16 protein-coding genes are annotated in these 15,754 nt (G+C 68.7%); 9 read left to right on the top strand and 7 right to left on the bottom strand.

Translation table 11 applies throughout. The features are described 5' to 3' along the window. Nucleotides 1-28 precede the first annotated feature (28 nt). Nucleotides 29-1,729: an amidohydrolase gene (locus AAFN46_RS09670; protein ID WP_347808470.1), complete on the bottom strand. Its 1,701-nt coding sequence runs from the start codon at nucleotides 1,727-1,729 to the stop codon at nucleotides 29-31. A 157-nt stretch (nucleotides 1,730-1,886) separates the two neighbouring features. On the opposite strand from AAFN46_RS09670, the gene AAFN46_RS09665 reads away from it, so the two are divergent. Continuing rightward, on the top strand, nucleotides 1,887-2,798 hold the full coding sequence (locus AAFN46_RS09665; RefSeq protein WP_347808469.1) for a LysR family transcriptional regulator: 912 nt from the start codon (nucleotides 1,887-1,889) through the stop codon (nucleotides 2,796-2,798). 118 nt (nucleotides 2,799-2,916) lie between these two features. Next, nucleotides 2,917-4,092 carry a CaiB/BaiF CoA-transferase family protein gene (locus AAFN46_RS09660; RefSeq protein ID WP_347808468.1) on the top strand — a complete coding sequence of 392 codons (1,176 nt, stop codon included), beginning with the start codon at nucleotides 2,917-2,919 and terminating at the stop codon, nucleotides 4,090-4,092. Nucleotides 4,093-4,273: 181 nt separating this feature from the next. On the opposite strand, the gene AAFN46_RS09655 is transcribed toward AAFN46_RS09660, so the two are convergent. The 6 genes from AAFN46_RS09655 to AAFN46_RS09630 all read right to left on the bottom strand — a co-directional run bounded on the left by AAFN46_RS09655 (nucleotide 4,274) and on the right by AAFN46_RS09630 (nucleotide 8,277). Continuing rightward, nucleotides 4,274-5,593 (bottom strand): HAMP domain-containing sensor histidine kinase, encoded by a 1,320-nt coding sequence (locus AAFN46_RS09655; RefSeq protein ID WP_347808467.1) that lies wholly within the window; start codon nucleotides 5,591-5,593, stop codon nucleotides 4,274-4,276. Nucleotides 5,594-5,675: 82 nt separating this feature from the next. Next, nucleotides 5,676-6,104: a Spy/CpxP family protein refolding chaperone gene (locus AAFN46_RS09650; protein WP_347808466.1), complete on the bottom strand. Its 429-nt coding sequence runs from the start codon at nucleotides 6,102-6,104 to the stop codon at nucleotides 5,676-5,678. 107 nt (nucleotides 6,105-6,211) lie between these two features. Beyond that, the gene (locus AAFN46_RS09645) at nucleotides 6,212-6,889 is read right to left on the bottom strand and encodes a response regulator transcription factor (protein WP_347808465.1); all 678 of its coding nucleotides are present in this window, start codon (nucleotides 6,887-6,889) and stop codon (nucleotides 6,212-6,214) included. A 27-nt stretch (nucleotides 6,890-6,916) separates the two neighbouring features. Further along, entirely contained in the window at nucleotides 6,917-7,315 is a 399-nt protein-coding gene (locus AAFN46_RS09640) for a hypothetical protein (RefSeq protein ID WP_347808464.1), read from the bottom strand. Between the two features lie 73 nt (nucleotides 7,316-7,388). Next, on the bottom strand, nucleotides 7,389-7,685 hold the full coding sequence (locus AAFN46_RS09635) for a YciI family protein (RefSeq protein WP_347808463.1): 297 nt from the start codon (nucleotides 7,683-7,685) through the stop codon (nucleotides 7,389-7,391). Between the two features lies 1 nt (nucleotide 7,686). Then, on the bottom strand, nucleotides 7,687-8,277 hold the full coding sequence (locus AAFN46_RS09630) for a septation protein A (RefSeq protein ID WP_347808462.1): 591 nt from the start codon (nucleotides 8,275-8,277) through the stop codon (nucleotides 7,687-7,689). Nucleotides 8,278-8,342: 65 nt separating this feature from the next. On the opposite strand from AAFN46_RS09630, the gene AAFN46_RS09625 reads away from it, so the two are divergent. The 7 genes from AAFN46_RS09625 (at nucleotide 8,343) to AAFN46_RS09595 (ending at nucleotide 15,751) form a co-directional block, all read left to right on the top strand. Next, entirely contained in the window at nucleotides 8,343-9,203 is an 861-nt protein-coding gene (locus tag AAFN46_RS09625; protein WP_347808461.1) for a PHP domain-containing protein, read from the top strand. A 13-nt stretch (nucleotides 9,204-9,216) separates the two neighbouring features. After that, the gene (locus AAFN46_RS09620; protein WP_347808460.1) at nucleotides 9,217-9,849 is read left to right on the top strand and encodes an L-threonylcarbamoyladenylate synthase; all 633 of its coding nucleotides are present in this window, start codon (nucleotides 9,217-9,219) and stop codon (nucleotides 9,847-9,849) included. A gap of 253 nt (nucleotides 9,850-10,102) precedes the next feature. Further along, the gene (locus AAFN46_RS09615; RefSeq protein ID WP_347808613.1) at nucleotides 10,103-10,801 is read left to right on the top strand and encodes a ScpA family protein; all 699 of its coding nucleotides are present in this window, start codon (nucleotides 10,103-10,105) and stop codon (nucleotides 10,799-10,801) included. Then, nucleotides 10,802-11,575 (top strand): SMC-Scp complex subunit ScpB, encoded by a 774-nt coding sequence (gene scpB / locus AAFN46_RS09610; RefSeq protein ID WP_347808459.1) that lies wholly within the window; start codon nucleotides 10,802-10,804, stop codon nucleotides 11,573-11,575. It abuts the gene before it with no gap. A gap of 135 nt (nucleotides 11,576-11,710) precedes the next feature. Then, a complete protein-coding gene (gene rluB / locus AAFN46_RS09605) occupies nucleotides 11,711-12,805 on the top strand; it encodes a 23S rRNA pseudouridine(2605) synthase RluB (RefSeq protein ID WP_347808458.1) in 1,095 nt (364 codons plus the stop codon). A gap of 225 nt (nucleotides 12,806-13,030) precedes the next feature. Next, nucleotides 13,031-13,462 (top strand): hypothetical protein, encoded by a 432-nt coding sequence (locus tag AAFN46_RS09600; protein ID WP_277688995.1) that lies wholly within the window; start codon nucleotides 13,031-13,033, stop codon nucleotides 13,460-13,462. Between the two features lie 180 nt (nucleotides 13,463-13,642). After that, entirely contained in the window at nucleotides 13,643-15,751 is a 2,109-nt protein-coding gene (locus tag AAFN46_RS09595) for a molybdopterin-dependent oxidoreductase (RefSeq protein ID WP_347808457.1), read from the top strand. Nucleotides 15,752-15,754: the final 3 nt, after the last annotated feature.

The following is a 15,754-nucleotide window of genomic DNA, read 5'->3' as shown; positions in this document are numbered from 1 at the left end:
TGTCGCGCGGTGGAGTCGCTGGGGTGGGTCAGGGCTTCTGGGCGATACCGGCGTCGGCCCGGTATACCGGCTGGCCGGCGAAGTAGGTGGTCAGCACCCGGGTGTCGAACAGCTCCTCGTCGCTGACGGCGAACACGTCGCGGTCCAGCACGATCAGGTCGGCCTGCTTGCCGGGGGCCAGCGAGCCGATGCGGTCTTCCAGGCGCAGGGTTCTGGCGGCGTTGATGGTGTAGGCGCGCAGCATGGTTTCGCGGTCGATGCTCTCGGCGGCGTTGAGCACGCCGAGCGGGCCCTTGCGGGTGCTGGCCTGGGCGATGGCGTTCCACGGATTGGGGCTGGACACCGGCCAGTCGCTGGCCCCGGCAATGGTGGCGCCGGCCTTGTACAGCGAACGCGCCGGGTACTGGAAACGGTAGGCGTAGGCGCTGACGTAGGGCTTGACCAGCTCCTCGGTGTAGCTTTCGGCCGTGGCCCAGAGCAGCTGCATGGAGGCGATCACGCCGAGCTCCTTGAAGCGCGGGAACTCCTTGGGGTTGACCAGTTGCAGGTGACTGATGCTGTGCGGTACCGGCGTCGGGCTGAGGCGGCGGGCTTGTTGCACGGCATTCAGCGACTCCCTGACGGCCCTGTCGCCCACCGCGTGCATATGCACTATCCAACCACGTTTCTCGGCGGCCACCATCAGCTCGCCGAAATGCTCGGGATCGATCAACAGCTGGCCCTGCTTGTGGCTGTTGGTATAGGGGTCGATCACCGCGGCGGTCTGCCCCGGGTATTCGAGGATGCCGTCAACGAACACCTTGAGGCCGGGGAAGCTCAGGTTGGGCACGCCGGCGAACTGGCGCATCACTTCGGCCTGCACGGCGAGGTCGTCCGGCTTGCTCTGCGGATGGGTTAGCAGCAAGGCGGCGACATGCGCGCTGAGCTCGCCCTTCTCGGCCAGCGCGCGGTATAGCGGCAGCACGCCGAGGTCCTTGGTGGTGGGACGCATCTCGAACAGCGACTGCTCGCCGCCGCCGTTGGCCGCCGCGTCCATCCAGGCGGTGACGCCCACTTCGTTGTTGATGCGTACCGCTTCACGGGCGGCCTTCAGCATCATCTCGTTCGAGGGCTTGGGCAGTTGGCTGCGCACCCGGTCCCAGCCGGTCTCGCTGAGGTAGCCGGTGGGCGTCAGGTCGGCCTCGTGCTCGATGTAGCTGGCCTCCTTGTCGGCCAGGGTCGCGATCAGCGCGGCATCGATGCCGACGCGCCGGAGCATGGCCTGGTTGGCCCAGCCGGTGTGGCCGTCGATGCCGTCGAGCACCAGCGGCTGCTCGGCCCAGCGGCCCCGGTTGAAGCGCTTGGCCAGCTCGCGGCTGTCCTTCCAGTAGGCTGAGCTGGCCCCGGAGATCACGATGATGTCGCCCAGGCGCGCGCTGCCGGCCTGGTCCTGTTCGATGATCCAGCGCTCCAGCTCGGCCAGCGGCATGACCTCGTCGTAGAGGTTGGCGCGCAGGCTGGCCAGGGCGCCCATCACCGGGTGGCTGTGGGTATCGATCATGCCCGGCATCAGCACCTTGCCGCCCAGGTCGACGCGCTGTGTGCGCTCGTCGGCCAGGGCGAGCACCTCGGCGTCGCTGCCGACCCCGAGGATCTTGCCGTCCTCCACGGCCACGGCCTGGGCCCTGGGTTGGCCGGCCTCGGCGGTGAACACGCGGCCGTTGAACAGTACCAGATCGGCGGCGGCCATGGCTTCCAGAGAGGAAAAGACCAAAGCACTCGCTAGTAACGCTCTTTTCACAGCAGACCCCTTGTTTTTATTGATCTGCAAGCGAGACTAACGAGCAAGGCGGATCGGTAGAACGACCGATTCGCGCAAAATCCTTTTGCCTGATTGGAAAAAGACCATGGATAAACTCGGCGCCCTCGCCATGTTCGTCGCCACGGCCGAGCAGGGCAGTTTCAGCCGCGCCGCCGAACTGCTGGGCAAGACCCCCTCGGCGCTGACCAAGGCGGTCGGCCATCTGGAGCGCGAGCTCGGCGCGCAGCTGTTCGAGCGCAGCACCCGACGCATCGTGCTGACCGAGGCCGGGCGCCTGTACCTGGACACCGCGCGCCAGGTGCTGCAGCGCCTGCACGAGGCGAACGAGGAGATCGGCCAGCTGCAGCACGGCCTGCACGGCAGCCTGCGGCTGACCGCGCCGCTGGCCTTCGGTCGCGCTTTCCTCGACCGGGTGTGCGCCGACTTTCTCGCCCTGTACCCGCAGATCCGCCTGCGCGTGGACCTGTGCGACCACTTCGTCGACCTGGTCGAGGCCGGCTATGACCTGGCCCTGCGCGAGGGGCCCAGCGACCTACCCGGGCTGATCGCCAAGGTGGTCGGCAAGAACCGCATCTGCCTGTGCGCCAGCCCGGCCTACCTGGCGCGCAATCCGCAGCCGCTGACCCCGCAGAGCCTCGACGAGCACGACTGGCTGATGTACGCGCACCCGGCCCTGGGGCGCGAGGGCTGGTGGGTGGAGCGGGGCGGCCAGCGCCTGCGTCTGCCGCACCCGACGCGGGTGCGTCTGGAGAGCGACAACTACGACCTGCTGCTGGGCAATGCCCTGGCCGGGGTGGGCGTGCTGCACTGCCCGCTGTGGAGCGTCGCCGCCCACCTGGCCGAGGGGCGCCTGGTGCGCCTGATGCCGGACTGGCGCATCGATCCGGATGCCTTCGGTGAGGACATCCTCGCCGTCTACCCCAGCCACCGCCGCGCCACCGGCAAGGTGCACGCCTTCATCGAGCATCTGCAGCGCAGCCTCGCCGGCACCGGCTGAGCGCTAGGGTCAAGTGCGGCGAGCGCTGGGGTCATTGAGCGCCGGCCGGCGCGGGCCTACCTTGAGCGGGCCGGCACTGTGTCGGCACCCTTCACGCCGCCCTGGAAAGACTGAGACCATGAAAGGCCCGCTGTCCTCGCTGAAAGTCCTCGACTTCTCCACCCTGCTGCCGGGGCCGTTCGCCTCGCTGCTGCTGGCCGACATGGGCGCCGAGGTGCTGCGCATCGAGTCGCCGACGCGCCTGGACCTGGTGCGCGTGCTGCCGCCGCACGTCGACGGGGTGTCCGCCAGCCATGCCTACCTCAACCGCAACAAGCGCTCGCTGGCGCTCGACCTGAAGAAGCCCGAGGCGCTGGAGGTGGTCAGGCGCCTGGTGCAGGAGTACGACATCCTGCTGGAGCAGTTCCGCCCCGGGGTGATGGACAAGCTCGGCCTCGGCTATGAGGCGCTCAAGGCGCTCAACCCGCGGCTGATCTACGTCTCCATCACCGGCTACGGCCAGACCGGGCCCTACAAGGACCGCGCCGGCCACGACCTCAACTACCTGGCCCTGAGCGGCCTGGCCAGTTACACCGGGCGCCGCGACAGCGGCCCGCTGCCGCTCGGCGTGCAGGTGGCGGATATCGCCGGCGGTTCCCTGCACGGGGTGATCGGCCTGCTCGCCGCGGTGATCGCCCGGCACAGCACGGGGCAGGGCCAGCGGGTCGATATCAGCATGACCGACTGCGCCTTCAGCCTGCACGCCATGGCCGGCGCCGGCTATCTCGCCGCCGGGGTGGAGCCGGACATGGAGAACCAGGCGCTCAACGGTGGTAGCTTCTATGACTACTACCGCACCCGCGATGGTCGCTGGCTGTCGGTCGGCAGCCTGGAGCCGCAGTTCATGCAGCAGTTCTGCGCCGCCCTCGGCCGCCCCGAGTTGGCCGCGCTGGGCCTGGCGCCGAGCGAACAGAAGCGCCTCAAGCGCGAGATCGAGATCGAGATCGAGAAGCACGATCTGGCCGAATGGCAGCAGCGTTTCATCGCCCTGGACGCCTGCGTCGAACCGGTGCTGAAGCTGTCCGAGGCCATCGAGCATCCGCAGCTCAAGGCCCGTGGCGTGGTCACCGAGGTGCCGCGCGAGGGCGCCGCGGCGCAGCGTCAGATCGCCTGCCCGATCCGCTTCTCCGAGGGCCTGCAGGCGCCACGCCATATCGGCAGCGCGCTCGGCGCGCACGGCCTGGAGGTGCTGCGCGAGCTGGGTTACGACGAGGAGCAGATAGCCGCGCTCAAGGCCAGCAAGGCGCTGGGCTAAACGCTCAGTGAGCGGACGGCAACTCCGGCCGTAGCCCGGATGCAATCCGGTAAAGCAGGCAGCGCCGCCCCCGGATTTCATCCGGCTACAAAAGCTACGGCACCCGTAGGATGGGTTGAGCGTAGCGATACCCATCACCCCGCCCGATAGGTAAAGGCATCCGCATTGGCTGTGCGCCTGTTTACTGCGCCAGCGGCAACTCCAAGGTGGCGATAAAGCCGCCGTCCGGGTGATTGGCCAGCAGCAGGCGGCCGCCGTGGCGCTCGGCGGCGCGGCGGGCGATGGCCAGGCCCAGGCCGTGGCCGGCGGCCTCCTGATTGGGCGCGCGGAAGAAGGGCTCGCCCAGACGCGCCAGCAACTCGGGCGCTGCGCCGGGGCCGTGATCGCGCACGGCGATATGCAGGCACTGCTCGCGGCGGCTCACCTCGATCTCCACCGGGCTGCCCGCCGGGCTGAAGCGCAGGGCGTTGCGCAGCAGGTTATCCAGCGCACGGGCGAGCATGTCCGGCCAGCCGGAGAGCGGCAGCGGGCGGCTGTCCATGCGGATCTGCAGGGGCTGTTCGGGGGCGGCCAGGGCGGCGTCGGCCTGCAGCTGGTCGAGCAGTGGGCGCAGGTCGATAGGCTGGGCGCTGCCGGGGTCGGCATCCAGGCGGGCGAGGGCGAGAATCTCGCCGATCAGCGCTTCCAGGCGGTCGCATTCCCGCGTCAGACGCCCCCACAGCTTGTCCCGCTCGGCCGCTTCGGCGCGCTCGGCCAGGGCCAGGGCCACGCGCAGGCGCGCCAGCGGCGAGCGCAGCTCGTGGGAGACGTCGCGCAGCAGCTGGCGCTGGCTGCCGATCAGGTCCTGCAGGCGCGCGCCCATGCGATTGAAGTCGCGGGCCAGCACGCCGAACTCGTCGCCGCGCGCGGCCAGGCGCGCCAGGCTGTGCTGCTGGTAGGCGGTCTGGCCGAGATCGTGCACGGCGCCGCGCAGGCGTCCGAGCGGGCGGGTGATGGACAGGGTCAGCAGCAGGCTGATGGCGGTCAATACCACCAGGGCTATGCCCAGGGCGCTGAGCGGCCAGAGCAGGCTGCCGCGGTGCCATTCCATCAGCTCCGGGTGAGGGATGCGGTAGATGAACAGGTAGGTGGTGCCGCTCGGGCCGGTGTATTCCTCGGTGAGGCGGCGCCAGGGCAGGCGCTGGGGGTTGTCCTGGCGTGCCTCGAAGGCAGCGGCGCGGCGTGGAAAGGTGCCATAGACCAGCGGTCGGCCGGCTTCGTCGAGCACCTGGGTATCCACGCGGAAACGCTGCTTGCGCCGTTCCAGCAGGCTTTGGGCGGCCTCGGGGCCTCGCTCCTCGTAGCGCTGCGCCCAGCGCTCGGCCAGGTTTTCCACGGCAGGATGGTGGGCCAGAATCCAGGCGTCCTGATTCAGGGCACGGCCCAGCAGCAGGGACAGGCCGGCGACCAGGGCGACGGCCAGCCAGAAGCTGGCGAAGATGCGCCAGAACAGTGAGCGCATGAGGACTCCTCGAACGAGCGAGCCCGGCTCCAGTGGCCGGGCTCGGGCAGTTTAGCGGCAGCGGGCGCGGCGGCCCAACGGGTCACTGGGCCTGCTGCTCCTTCTCGGCCTTCCAGGCCTGGAACTCCTCGCGTTCGGCGCGGCGCTTGTCCATCTCGGCCTTGCGCGCATCGAAGGTCTTCTGCTGCTCCGGGGTGAGGATGGCGCGCACGGCCTTCTCGTGTTCCAGGCGGGCGGTCTCCAGTTCCTTCTTCAGGGCTTCCTGGTCGGCCTTGGGCAGCTTCTCCAGGTATTTGCGGGTGATCTCGCGCGGGTCGCCCTTGCGCTCGCGCATCAGCGTGCTCATCTGCTCGCGCTGTTCGGCGCTGAGGTCGAGCTCCTTGAACAGCTGCATGCCGTGGCCGCGCTGCTCGCCGTGCATCGGCGGGTTGCAGGGGCCGCCTTGCGGCATGGCCAGGGCGAGGGCCGGCAGGCTGGCGGCGAAGGCCAGGGCGATAAGGGTCTTGCGCATGATGTGTCTCCTTGTCTGAACCCGGTGGGTTACCGGATGAGGCTCAGTCTAGGGAGGCCAGGGTCAAGCGCGGTCAGGCCAGGGTAAAGGCTGGGTAAAGAGGGGGGTCAGGGCGCGTAGTAGTAACCGCGGCCGCGCAGGGCGACGATGCGCGGGCGGCCGTCGGCATGCGGGCCGAGCTTCTTGCGCAGGTTGCTGACGTGCATATCCAGGCTGCGGTCGTACAGGGTCAGTTTGCGGCCCAGGGCCAGCTGGGCCAGGGCCTGCTTGTCCAGCGGCTCGCCGGGTTGCTGCAGCAGGGCTTCGAGGATGCGTCCCTCGGACAGGGTCAGGGCGATCTCCCGCTCGCCGAGGCTGGCCACGCCGCGCTGCGGGCTGTAGCTGAGGTCGCCCAGCTCCAGGCGCGAGGGCGCTGCGGCCGGCTGGCTGCGGCGCAGCACGGCGCGCAGGCGGGCGGTCAGCTCGCGCGGGTCGCAGGGTTTGGCCAGGTAGTCGTCGGCGCCCAGCTCCAGGCCGAGGATGCGGTCCAACGGCTCGCCGCGGGCAGAGAGCATCAGCACCGGCAGCTCGGCGTGCTCGCTGCGCAGCTGCTTGAGCAGTTCCAGGCCGCTGCCGTCGGGCAGCATCACATCGAGTATCACCGCCGCCGGGCTGCGTTCGGCCAGCGCCGTGCGGGCGGCCACGCCGTCGTGGCTGGCACGCACCTCGAAGCCTTCCTGGCGCAACCAGCTGGCCAGTAGCTCGCAGAGTTCGCGGTCGTCGTCGATCAGCAGCAGTTCGGTCATGGTGGCGGGGTCAGGCTGGGGACGGGCTCAGACCCACTCGCTGCGCCTTTTGTTCCGCGTGCCTGCAGTCAGGCGGCCGATGACGAAGGCCAGCAGGGTGGAGCCGCCGCCGATGGCGTACCACATCTGCTGCTCGCTGAGCAGGCGCGGTGGCTGCTGCGCCTGGGCCTGCTTGAGCTGCAGCTTGAGGCGCTGGTTGTCCTGGCTCAGGCGGCTGATCTGGGCATTGGCGCGCTCGCCGCCCGTGCTCTGCAGCTCGCCGAGCTGGCGCTGGCTCTCGGCCAGTTGCTGCTGCAGGGCGGCAACCTGAAGGCTGCCATCGCCGCCGGGCGTCGGGTCGAGCGCCAACGGCTGGGCCTCCTCGGCGTGCAGCAGCGGGCTGGCGCAAAGTGCGGTGAGCAACAGGTAGAGCGGGCCTTGGCGCATGGGAACTCCCGATTCCGAATTATTGTTATGGGCCTGCGGGGGCTACTGTCGAGTCTAGTGTGCTGTCTGGCGCTCAGAAAACCCGCTTGAAGGGTTTGACCAGCACGCTGGCGTAGACGCCGGCGGTGCGATAGGGGTCGGCGTCGGCCCAGCTCTGCGCGGCGAACAGCGACTCGAACTCGGCGACGATCAGGCTGCCGGAGAAACCGGCCGGGCCCGGGTCGGGGCTGTCGATCGCCGGGTGCGGGCCGGCCAGTACCAGGCGGCCCTCGTTCTTCAGCTGTTCCAGGCGGGCCAGGTGGTCCGGGCGCGCGGCCAGGCGTTTTTCCAGGGAGTCGGGGGCGTCGCTGGCGATGATGGCGTAGAGCATGTCAGTCCTTGCTTTGCTGGGGGGCGTCGTCGTGGATGTGACGGGCGAGATAGACGCCCTGGGCGACCAGGAACAGCACGGTCATGCCGAGGCTACCGAAGACTTTGAAGTCGACCCAGATGTCGTGGAAGGTGAAGGCGACGAACAGGTTGGCGCAGCCGCTGAAGACGAAGAAGGCGACCCAGGCCAGGTTGAGGCGGGTCCAGATCTGCTCCGGCAGCTGCACGGCGTGGCCCATGATGCGCTGGATCAGCACCTTGTCGCCGATGAAGTGGGTGGCGGCGAAGCCGACGGCGAACAGCCAGTTGACCACCGGCGCCTTCCACTTGAGGAAAGTCTCGCTGTGGAAGGCCAGGGTCATGCCGCCGAACAGCAGGCAGGCCGCCAGGGTCAGCCACTGGCCCTTCTCCAGCTTGCGTTGCAACACCAGCAGCGCGCCGTAGACCACCACCGAACTGGCGATCAGCACGGCGGTGGCGCTGAAGATGCCGCCCAGCTCGAAGCTCTGGCCGGCCAGTTCGACGTTGCGCGGTTCGAGTTTGTAGACGATGAAGAACAGGATCAGCGGGATGAAATCGATGAATTGTTTCACGGCGGCAGCCAGAAGCGGGATGTGGCGGCATAATAACAAACAACTTATTTAGCGAAAGACGCGCCATGAAGGTCGACCTGCACTGCCACAGCACCGCATCCGACGGCGTCCTCGCGCCCGCCGAGGTGGTCGCGCGCGCCCACGGCCGCGGTGTCGAACTGCTGGCGCTGACCGATCACGACACCCTGGAGGGCCTGGACGAGGCGCGCCGCGCCGCCGACCGGCTGGGCCTGCGCCTGGTCAACGGGGTGGAGCTGTCCTGCACCTGGGGCGGCGCCACCATTCATGTGCTGGGTTACGCCTTCGCCAGTGATGCGCCGGCCCTGCGCCAGGCCATCGACGAGCTGCACCATGGCCGCTGGCTGCGCGCCGAGGAAATCGACCGGCGCCTGGCCGCCAAGGGCATGCCCGGCGCCCTGGAAGGTGCCCGCGAGGTGCAGCAGGGCCTGGGCGACAGCGGCAACGCGCCGGCGCGGCCGCACTTCGCCGAATTCCTGGTGCGCGCCGGGCATGTGCGCGATCACGCCGAGGCGTTCCGCAAGTGGCTGGGCGCCGGCAAGCTGGGCGACGTCAAGCAGCACTGGCCCACGCTGGAACAGGCGGTCGGCACGCTCAAGGCGGCCGGCGCCTGGATCAGTCTGGCGCATCCCTGGCAGTACGACTTCACCCGCAGCAAGCGCCGCCGTCTGGTGGCCGACTTCATCGCCGCCGGTGGTCACGCGCTGGAAGTGGTCAACGGCCTGCAGCCGGCCGAGCAGGTCGGCGGCCTGGCCATACTGGCGCGCGAGTTCGGCATGCTGGCCAGCGTCGGCAGCGATTTCCACGCCCCCGGCGACTGGTCGGAACTGGGCATGTACCGTCCCCTGCCGGATGACCTGCCGCCTCTATGGGAGCGCTTCGACCATGCACGCGCTACTACCGCCTGAACAGGGAGAGTTCATGAGCCAGTTCTTCCAGGTCCACCCGGAGAACCCGCAGCCGCGCCTGATCAAGCAGGCGGTGGAAATCCTCCGTGGCGGCGGAGTGATCGTCTATCCGACCGACTCCTCCTACGCCATCGGCTGCCTGATCGGCGCCAAGGGCGCGGTCGAGCGCATCCGCCGCCTGCGCCAGCTGGACGACAAGCACAACTTCACCCTGGTGTGCAGCGACCTGTCGCAGATCGGCCTGTTCGCCAAGGTCGACACCGGCGCCTTCCGCCTGCTCAAGGCGCACACGCCGGGGCCCTACACCTTCATCCTCGGCGCCACCCGCGAGGTGCCGCGCATGCTGCTGCACCCCAAGCGCCGCACCATCGGTTTGCGCGTGCCGGCCCATCCCATCGCCCTGGCCCTGGCCGAGCAACTGGGCGAGCCGCTGATGAGCGTGAGCCTGATCCTGCCCGGCGACGACCTGCCGCTGAGCGACCCCTACGAGATGCGCCAGATTCTCGAGCACCAGGTCGACCTGATCATCGACGGCGGCTACGGCGGCCTGGAGGCCTCCACCGTGATCAACCTGGCCGACGGCGAACCCGAGGTGATCCGCGTCGGCTGCGGCGACCCGACGCCCTTCGAGGAGGACGCGGCGTGAGCGAGCAGCTCGACAGCCAGGCCGGCGCATGGAGTCTGCCTCAGCGCTCGCGAGCTAGCGCGAGGCAAGGCGGAAGTCGCCGAGGAAGCGGAGTTTACGCATGGTAAATGAGCATTCCGAGGCGGCTTCCAACGCAGCATCGCCGACGCGCAGCAGCGGTGAGGCGGGCTCTCAGCAGGAGCTGCCCTTTGCCCTGGTCTACGGCCAGGCCGTCACCGAGCTACCGCTGGACCTGTATATCCCGCCGGACGCCCTGGAGGTGTTCCTCGAAGCCTTCGAGGGGCCGCTGGACCTGCTGCTGTACCTGATCCGCAAGCAGAATATCGACATCCTCGACATCCCGGTGGCGGAGATCACCAAGCAGTACATGGGCTACGTCGAGCTGATGAAGTCGGTGCGCCTGGAGCTGGCGGCCGAATACCTGGTGATGGCCGCCATGCTGGCCGAGATCAAGTCGCGCATGCTGCTGCCGCGCTCGGCCGAGGCCGAAGACGAGGAAGACGACCCGCGCGCCGAGCTGATCCGCCGCCTGCAGGAGTACGAGCGCTACAAGGCCGCCGCCGAGGGCATCGACGCGCTGCCGCGGGTCGGCCGCGACCTGCACGTGCCGACCGTCGCCGCGCCCGACGCACGGGCGCGCAAGCTGCTGCCGGACGTGAGCATGGAGGAGCTGTTGCTGTCGATGGCCGAGGTGCTGCGCCGCGCCGACATGTTCGAGAGCCACCAGATCACCCGCGAGACGCTGTCCACCCGCGAGCGCATGAGCGAGGTGCTGGAGCGGCTCAAGGGCGCCGGCTTCGTCGCCTTCGTCAGCCTGTTCAGGGTGGAGGAGGGGCGCCTGGGCGTGGTGGTGACCTTCATGGCGGTGCTCGAACTGATCAAGGAACAACTGGTGGAACTGGTGCAGAATGAGCCCTTCGCGCCCATCCACGTCCGTGCCCGAGCCGAATAGATGAACCTCGCCGACCCGCAAGAACTCGCCTCCCTGATCGAAGCCTGGCTGCTCGCCTCGGGCCGCCCGCTGTCGCTGGAGCGCCTCGGCGAGCTGTTCGAGGAAGGCGAGCGGCCGGAGCCGGCGCAGCTGCGCGAGGCCCTCGAGGTGCTGCGCGAGAGCTGCGCCGGGCGCGCCTACGAACTGAAGGAAGTGGCCTCCGGCTACCGCCTGCAGATTCGCGAGAAATTTTCGCCCTGGGTCGGCCGGCTGTGGGAGGAGCGCCCGCAGCGCTACTCGCGCGCCATGCTCGAGACCCTGGCGCTGATCGCCTACCGCCAGCCGATCACCCGTGGCGAGATCGAGGACGTACGCGGCGTGGCGGTCAACAGCCAGATCGTCAAGACCCTGCTGGAGCGCGACTGGATCCGCGTGGTCGGCTACCGCGACGTGCCGGGCAAGCCGGCGATGTTCGCCACCACCCGCGCCTTTCTCGACTACTTCAACCTGAAGAGCCTGGAGCAGCTGCCGCCGCTGGCCGAGTTGCGCGAGTTGGAGCCGGAGCCCGAGCTGGCGCTGGACGACGAGGCGCCGGTGCCCGAGGGCCTGCAGGCGCGTGCCGATCTGGCCGGCGCCGAGGAACCGGCTGAGCCGCGCGAGGAAACCAGCTTCCGCAGCCTGCTGGTCGAGCTGGATCAGATGGAGCAGGGCCTGAAGACCGACTTCGACGACCTCAGCGAGGCGCCGGAGGCGCAGCGGGTCGAGGCGGACGCGGAGCAGACCGGCCTGTCCTGAGCACCGCCTCCTCTCCCTCGCAAGAGAAAGCCACAACGAGCTCGTCGGCTCTTCTATAGTCATCCGTGCGTCCGCGTGGCCGAGCGCGTATGATGCGCGCCCCTTTTATCCTCAGACTCACCGGGAGGTGCCCTAATGAGCGAATCCGAATTCGAACCCCGTCCCAGCGGCGAGAAGCTGCAGAAAGTCCTGGCCCGCATGGGCATGGGCTCGCGCCGCGATATCGAGACCTGGATCAGCGAAGGCCGGGTCAAGGTCAACGGCGAGATCGCCACCCTCGGCGCTCGGGTCGAGCCGCGCGACGCCATCAGCGTCGACGGCCACCTGCTCAAGCGCGAAGAGGCCAACGTGGTGCGTCGCGTGCTGATCTACAACAAGCCCGAGGGCGAGATCTGCACCCGCAGCGACCCGGAAGGCCGGCCCACGGTGTTCGACCGCCTGCCGCGGCCCAAGGAAGGCCGCTGGATCAACATCGGCCGCCTGGACATCAACACCACCGGCCTGCTGCTGTTCACCACCGACGGTGAGCTGGCCAACCGCCTGATGCACCCCTCCTACGAGATGGACCGCGAGTACGCCGTGCGCGTGCGTGGCGAAGTCACCGAGGAGATGATCGAGCAGCTCAAGGCCGGCGTGATGCTGGAAGACGGCCCGGCCAAGTTCACCGACATCAAGGAGGCGCCGGGCGGCGACGGCCTCAACCACTGGTACCACTGTGTGGTGATGGAGGGCCGCAACCGCGAGGTGCGCCGCCTGTGGGAGTCCCAGGGCGTGGTGGTCAGCCGCCTCAAGCGCGTGCGCTTCGGCCCGGTGTTCATGACCTCCGACCTGCCCATGGGCCGCTGGCGCGAAATGGGCCAGCGCGAACTGGACATCCTCAGCGAGGAGGTCGGCCTCAAGCCGATGGCCTTGCCGGCGATGAAGGAGAAGATGCGCGAGAAGCTCGACCGCCTGCAGCGCAAGTCGGCCAAGCCGCTGAGCCGCAGCGAGCGGCCCAAGCGCGTGCTGCGCCCGTCCGCCGATGCGGCCGCTGCCGAGCGTTCCGAGCGCGTCCCGCGTGCGCAGGAGCGTGCTCCGCGCAAGCCGGCCGGCGAGCGCCGTGAAGGCGGGCGCGGTAGCGAGGTGGCCGAGCGCCCGGCCGACGTCAACCGCAAGCGCAGCCCGCGTCCGGCCGCGGAGCAGGGCCGCAAGCCGCGTTCCGAGAAGCCGGGAAGCGGGCGCAAGCGCTGAGGGCTGCCGCCGTGGCAGATCCTGCCACGGCATCGTTTCCGTGCCTTTGCGGCGAAACGGGAAGTGACTCCAGGGAAAGATTCCCGGCCTGCGGCCGGCGTCACAAAAGTGACACACCGGCTTGCCGGCGCCAAAGGGCCGCCCCTACCATGCGCCCGCCTCAACGGCATCCCGCGATGCCCCGCAACGGGGCGTTATGGAATCTTCAATGCAAAGGAGTCTTGCATGAAACACGTAGCCTATGCCGCCGCTTTTTCCGCTCTGGCCCTGCTGACTGGCTGTGCCAGCCAGAACTACAGCCAGCCGAGCGCCCCGCTCAATGGTGAAGTGGAAACCAACCTGAAAGCGGACGTGAAAGTCGGCGAGTCCATCAGTGGCGAATCCTCGGTGAACATCCTGTTCGGCATGTTCAAGCTCGGTGGCGACACCCAGTTCGCCGACGGCGTGACCTACGGTGGTGGCGAGGGTGGTTTCGCTCTGGGCCTGGACCCGGTGGCAGCCGCCAAATCCGCAGCAGCCTTCAAAGCGGTGAAAACCTCCGGTGCCGACCTGATCGTCGCGCCGCGCTATGAAGTCAGCGTGCAGGATTATGTGGTGTACAAGGCCGTCAACGTCAAAGTGACCGGCAACAAAGGCACCGTAACCGCAATCCGTTAAGCCTTGCGGGGCGCGCCAGCCGGTGCGCCCCTGTGACCGCTTTGGTTTGTGTCTGAATCGGTGGGCATGATGCCCGCCGATTCATGAAGCGAAGGCCACTGGCCAACCCTCCCTCCAGCCTCCATAGTCTTGCCATCGCGACCCGAGCGGTCGTCTCGGACAAGAACAAGAGGCTAGGCCATGACCAAGACCCTCCATCACCGTGCCTGTCACCTGTGCGAGGCCATCTGCGGCCTGACCATCGAAACCGAAGAGCGCGCGGACGGTAGTCGGCAGATTCTCTCCATCAAGGGCGACGCCCAGGACAGTTTCAGTCGCGGCCATATCTGCCCCAAGGCCGTGGCCCTGCAGGATATCCAGAACGACCCGGATCGCGTGCGCCAGCCGCTGCGCAAGGTCGCCGGGCAATGGCAGCCGATCGCCTGGGACGAGGCCTTCGAGCTGGTCGCCGAGCGTTTGGCGGCGATCCAGGCCGAGCACGGCAGGAACGCCGTGGCCGTGTACCAGGGCAACCCCAGCGTGCACAACTACGGGCTGATGACCCACAGCAACTACTTCCTCGGCCAGCTGAAGACGCGCAACCGCTTCTCCGCCACCTCGGTGGACCAGCTGCCGCATCATCTGACCAGCTACCTGATGTACGGCCACGGCCTGCTGCTGCCGATTCCGGACATCGACCAGACTCAGTTCATGCTGATCCTCGGCGGCAACCCGCTGGCCTCCAACGGCAGCATCATGACCGTGCCGGACGTGGAGAAGCGCCTCAAGGCGCTCAAGGCGCGCGGTGGCCGGCTGGTGGTGGTCGACCCGCGGCGCAGCGAGACGGCCGCCATGGCCGACCAGCATGTGTTCGTGCGCCCGGGCAACGATGCGGCGCTGCTGCTGGGCCTGCTCAACACCCTGTTCGAGGAGGGCCTGACCCGCGCGACGCCGCTGCCGGTCAATGGCCTGGAGCAGGTCAGGGCCGCCATTGCGCCTTTCACCGCCGAGGCCATGAGCGCGCGCTGCGGCGTGGCGGCGGCGGACATCCGCCAGCTGGCCCGCGACTTCGCCGCCGCCGAGTCGGCGGTGTGCTACGGGCGCATGGGCGTCTCCACTCAGGCCTTCGGCAGCCTGTGCCATTGGTTGATCCAGCTGATCAACCTGGTCAGCGGCAACCTCGATCGGGTCGGCGGTGCGCTGTGCACCAGCCCGGCGCTGGACCTGGTGGCGAGCACTTCGGGCGGCCACTTCAATGTCTGGCAGAGTCGCGTCTCCGGCCTGCCCGAATACGGCGGCGAGCTGCCGGTGGCGGCGCTGGCCGAGGAGATGCTCAGCCCCGGCGAGGGCCAGGTGCGCGCCCTGGTCACGGTAGCCGGCAACCCGGTGCTGTCCACCCCCAACGGCCGCCAGCTGGAGCAGGCGCTGGACGGACTGGAGTTCATGGTTTCGGTCGATCTGTATATCAACGAGACCACCCGCCACGCCGACCTGATCCTGCCGCCCACCGCGCCGCTGGAGCACGACCACTACGACACCACTTTCAATATGTTCGCCGTGCGCAACGTCACCCGCTTCAACGAGCCGGTGCTGGCCAAGCCCGCCGGCGCGCTGGACGACTGGGAGATCTTCGTCGGCCTGGCCCGGGCCTTCGCCGCGAAGAACGGTACCGAGCTGAAGCCGACCCTGCCGCCGCAGCAGATGATCGACATGGGCCTGCGCTTCGGCCCCTATGGCGACAAGTCCGAGCACCAGCTGAGCCTGGCGGCGCTGCGCGATGCGCCACATGGCATCGACCTGGGCCCGCTCAGGCCGAACCTGGCGGCGCGGCTGAAGACCGAGTCCGGGGCCATCGAGGCCGCGCCCGAGCTGCTGGTGGCCGATCTGGCGCGCTTCGCCGCCCAGCCGCAGCCGGCGGCGGACGAGCTGGTGCTGATCGGTCGCCGCCATGTGCGCAGCAACAATTCTTGGATGCACAACTACCAGCGCCTGGTGAAGGGCAAGCCGCGTCATCAATTGCTGATGCACCCGGACGATATGGCCGGCAGGGGATTGCGTGACGGCCAGCGCGTGCGCGTGCGGTCGCGGGTCGGGGTGATCGAGGTGGAGGCGCTGGCCAGCGACGAGATGATGCCCGGCGTGGTCAGTCTGCCGCACGGCTGGGGCCACGCTCGCCCGGGCGTGCAGATGGCCATCGCCAGTGCCCAGCCGGGGGCCAGCGCCAACGACCTGACCGACGAGCGCCGGCTCGACGCGGTGTCCGGCAATGCCGCGCTCAATGGCGTGCCGGTGCGGGTCGAGGCCGCCTAGCCG

Origin of the sequence: Pseudomonas sp. CAU 1711, assembly GCF_039888625.1 — a bacterium.
GTDB lineage: Bacteria > Pseudomonadota > Gammaproteobacteria > Pseudomonadales > Pseudomonadaceae > Aquipseudomonas.
The sequence above is the reverse complement of the archived record's forward strand: the minus strand, read 5'-3'. Positions and strand labels throughout refer to the sequence as shown.

Bases quoted from the DNA above. Each gene is read 5' to 3' on its own strand.
- AAFN46_RS09670 (WP_347808470.1), bottom strand. From the start codon at position 1,729: ATGGCCGCCGCCGATCTGGTACTGTTCAACGGCCGCGTGTTCACCGCC.
- AAFN46_RS09665 (WP_347808469.1), top strand. From the start codon at position 1,887: ATGGATAAACTCGGCGCCCTCGCCATGTTCGTCGCCACGGCCGAGCAG.
- AAFN46_RS09660 (WP_347808468.1), top strand. From the start codon at position 2,917: ATGAAAGGCCCGCTGTCCTCGCTGAAAGTCCTCGACTTCTCCACCCTG.
- AAFN46_RS09655 (WP_347808467.1), bottom strand. From the start codon at position 5,593: ATGCGCTCACTGTTCTGGCGCATCTTCGCCAGCTTCTGGCTGGCCGTC.
- AAFN46_RS09650 (WP_347808466.1), bottom strand. From the start codon at position 6,104: ATGCGCAAGACCCTTATCGCCCTGGCCTTCGCCGCCAGCCTGCCGGCC.
- AAFN46_RS09645 (WP_347808465.1), bottom strand. From the start codon at position 6,889: ATGACCGAACTGCTGCTGATCGACGACGACCGCGAACTCTGCGAGCTA.
- AAFN46_RS09640 (WP_347808464.1), bottom strand. From the start codon at position 7,315: ATGCGCCAAGGCCCGCTCTACCTGTTGCTCACCGCACTTTGCGCCAGC.
- AAFN46_RS09635 (WP_347808463.1), bottom strand. From the start codon at position 7,685: ATGCTCTACGCCATCATCGCCAGCGACGCCCCCGACTCCCTGGAAAAA.
- AAFN46_RS09625 (WP_347808461.1), top strand. From the start codon at position 8,343: ATGAAGGTCGACCTGCACTGCCACAGCACCGCATCCGACGGCGTCCTC.
- AAFN46_RS09620 (WP_347808460.1), top strand. From the start codon at position 9,217: ATGAGCCAGTTCTTCCAGGTCCACCCGGAGAACCCGCAGCCGCGCCTG.
- scpB (WP_347808459.1), top strand. From the start codon at position 10,802: ATGAACCTCGCCGACCCGCAAGAACTCGCCTCCCTGATCGAAGCCTGG.
- rluB (WP_347808458.1), top strand. From the start codon at position 11,711: ATGAGCGAATCCGAATTCGAACCCCGTCCCAGCGGCGAGAAGCTGCAG.
- AAFN46_RS09600 (WP_277688995.1), top strand. From the start codon at position 13,031: ATGAAACACGTAGCCTATGCCGCCGCTTTTTCCGCTCTGGCCCTGCTG.
- AAFN46_RS09595 (WP_347808457.1), top strand. From the start codon at position 13,643: ATGACCAAGACCCTCCATCACCGTGCCTGTCACCTGTGCGAGGCCATC.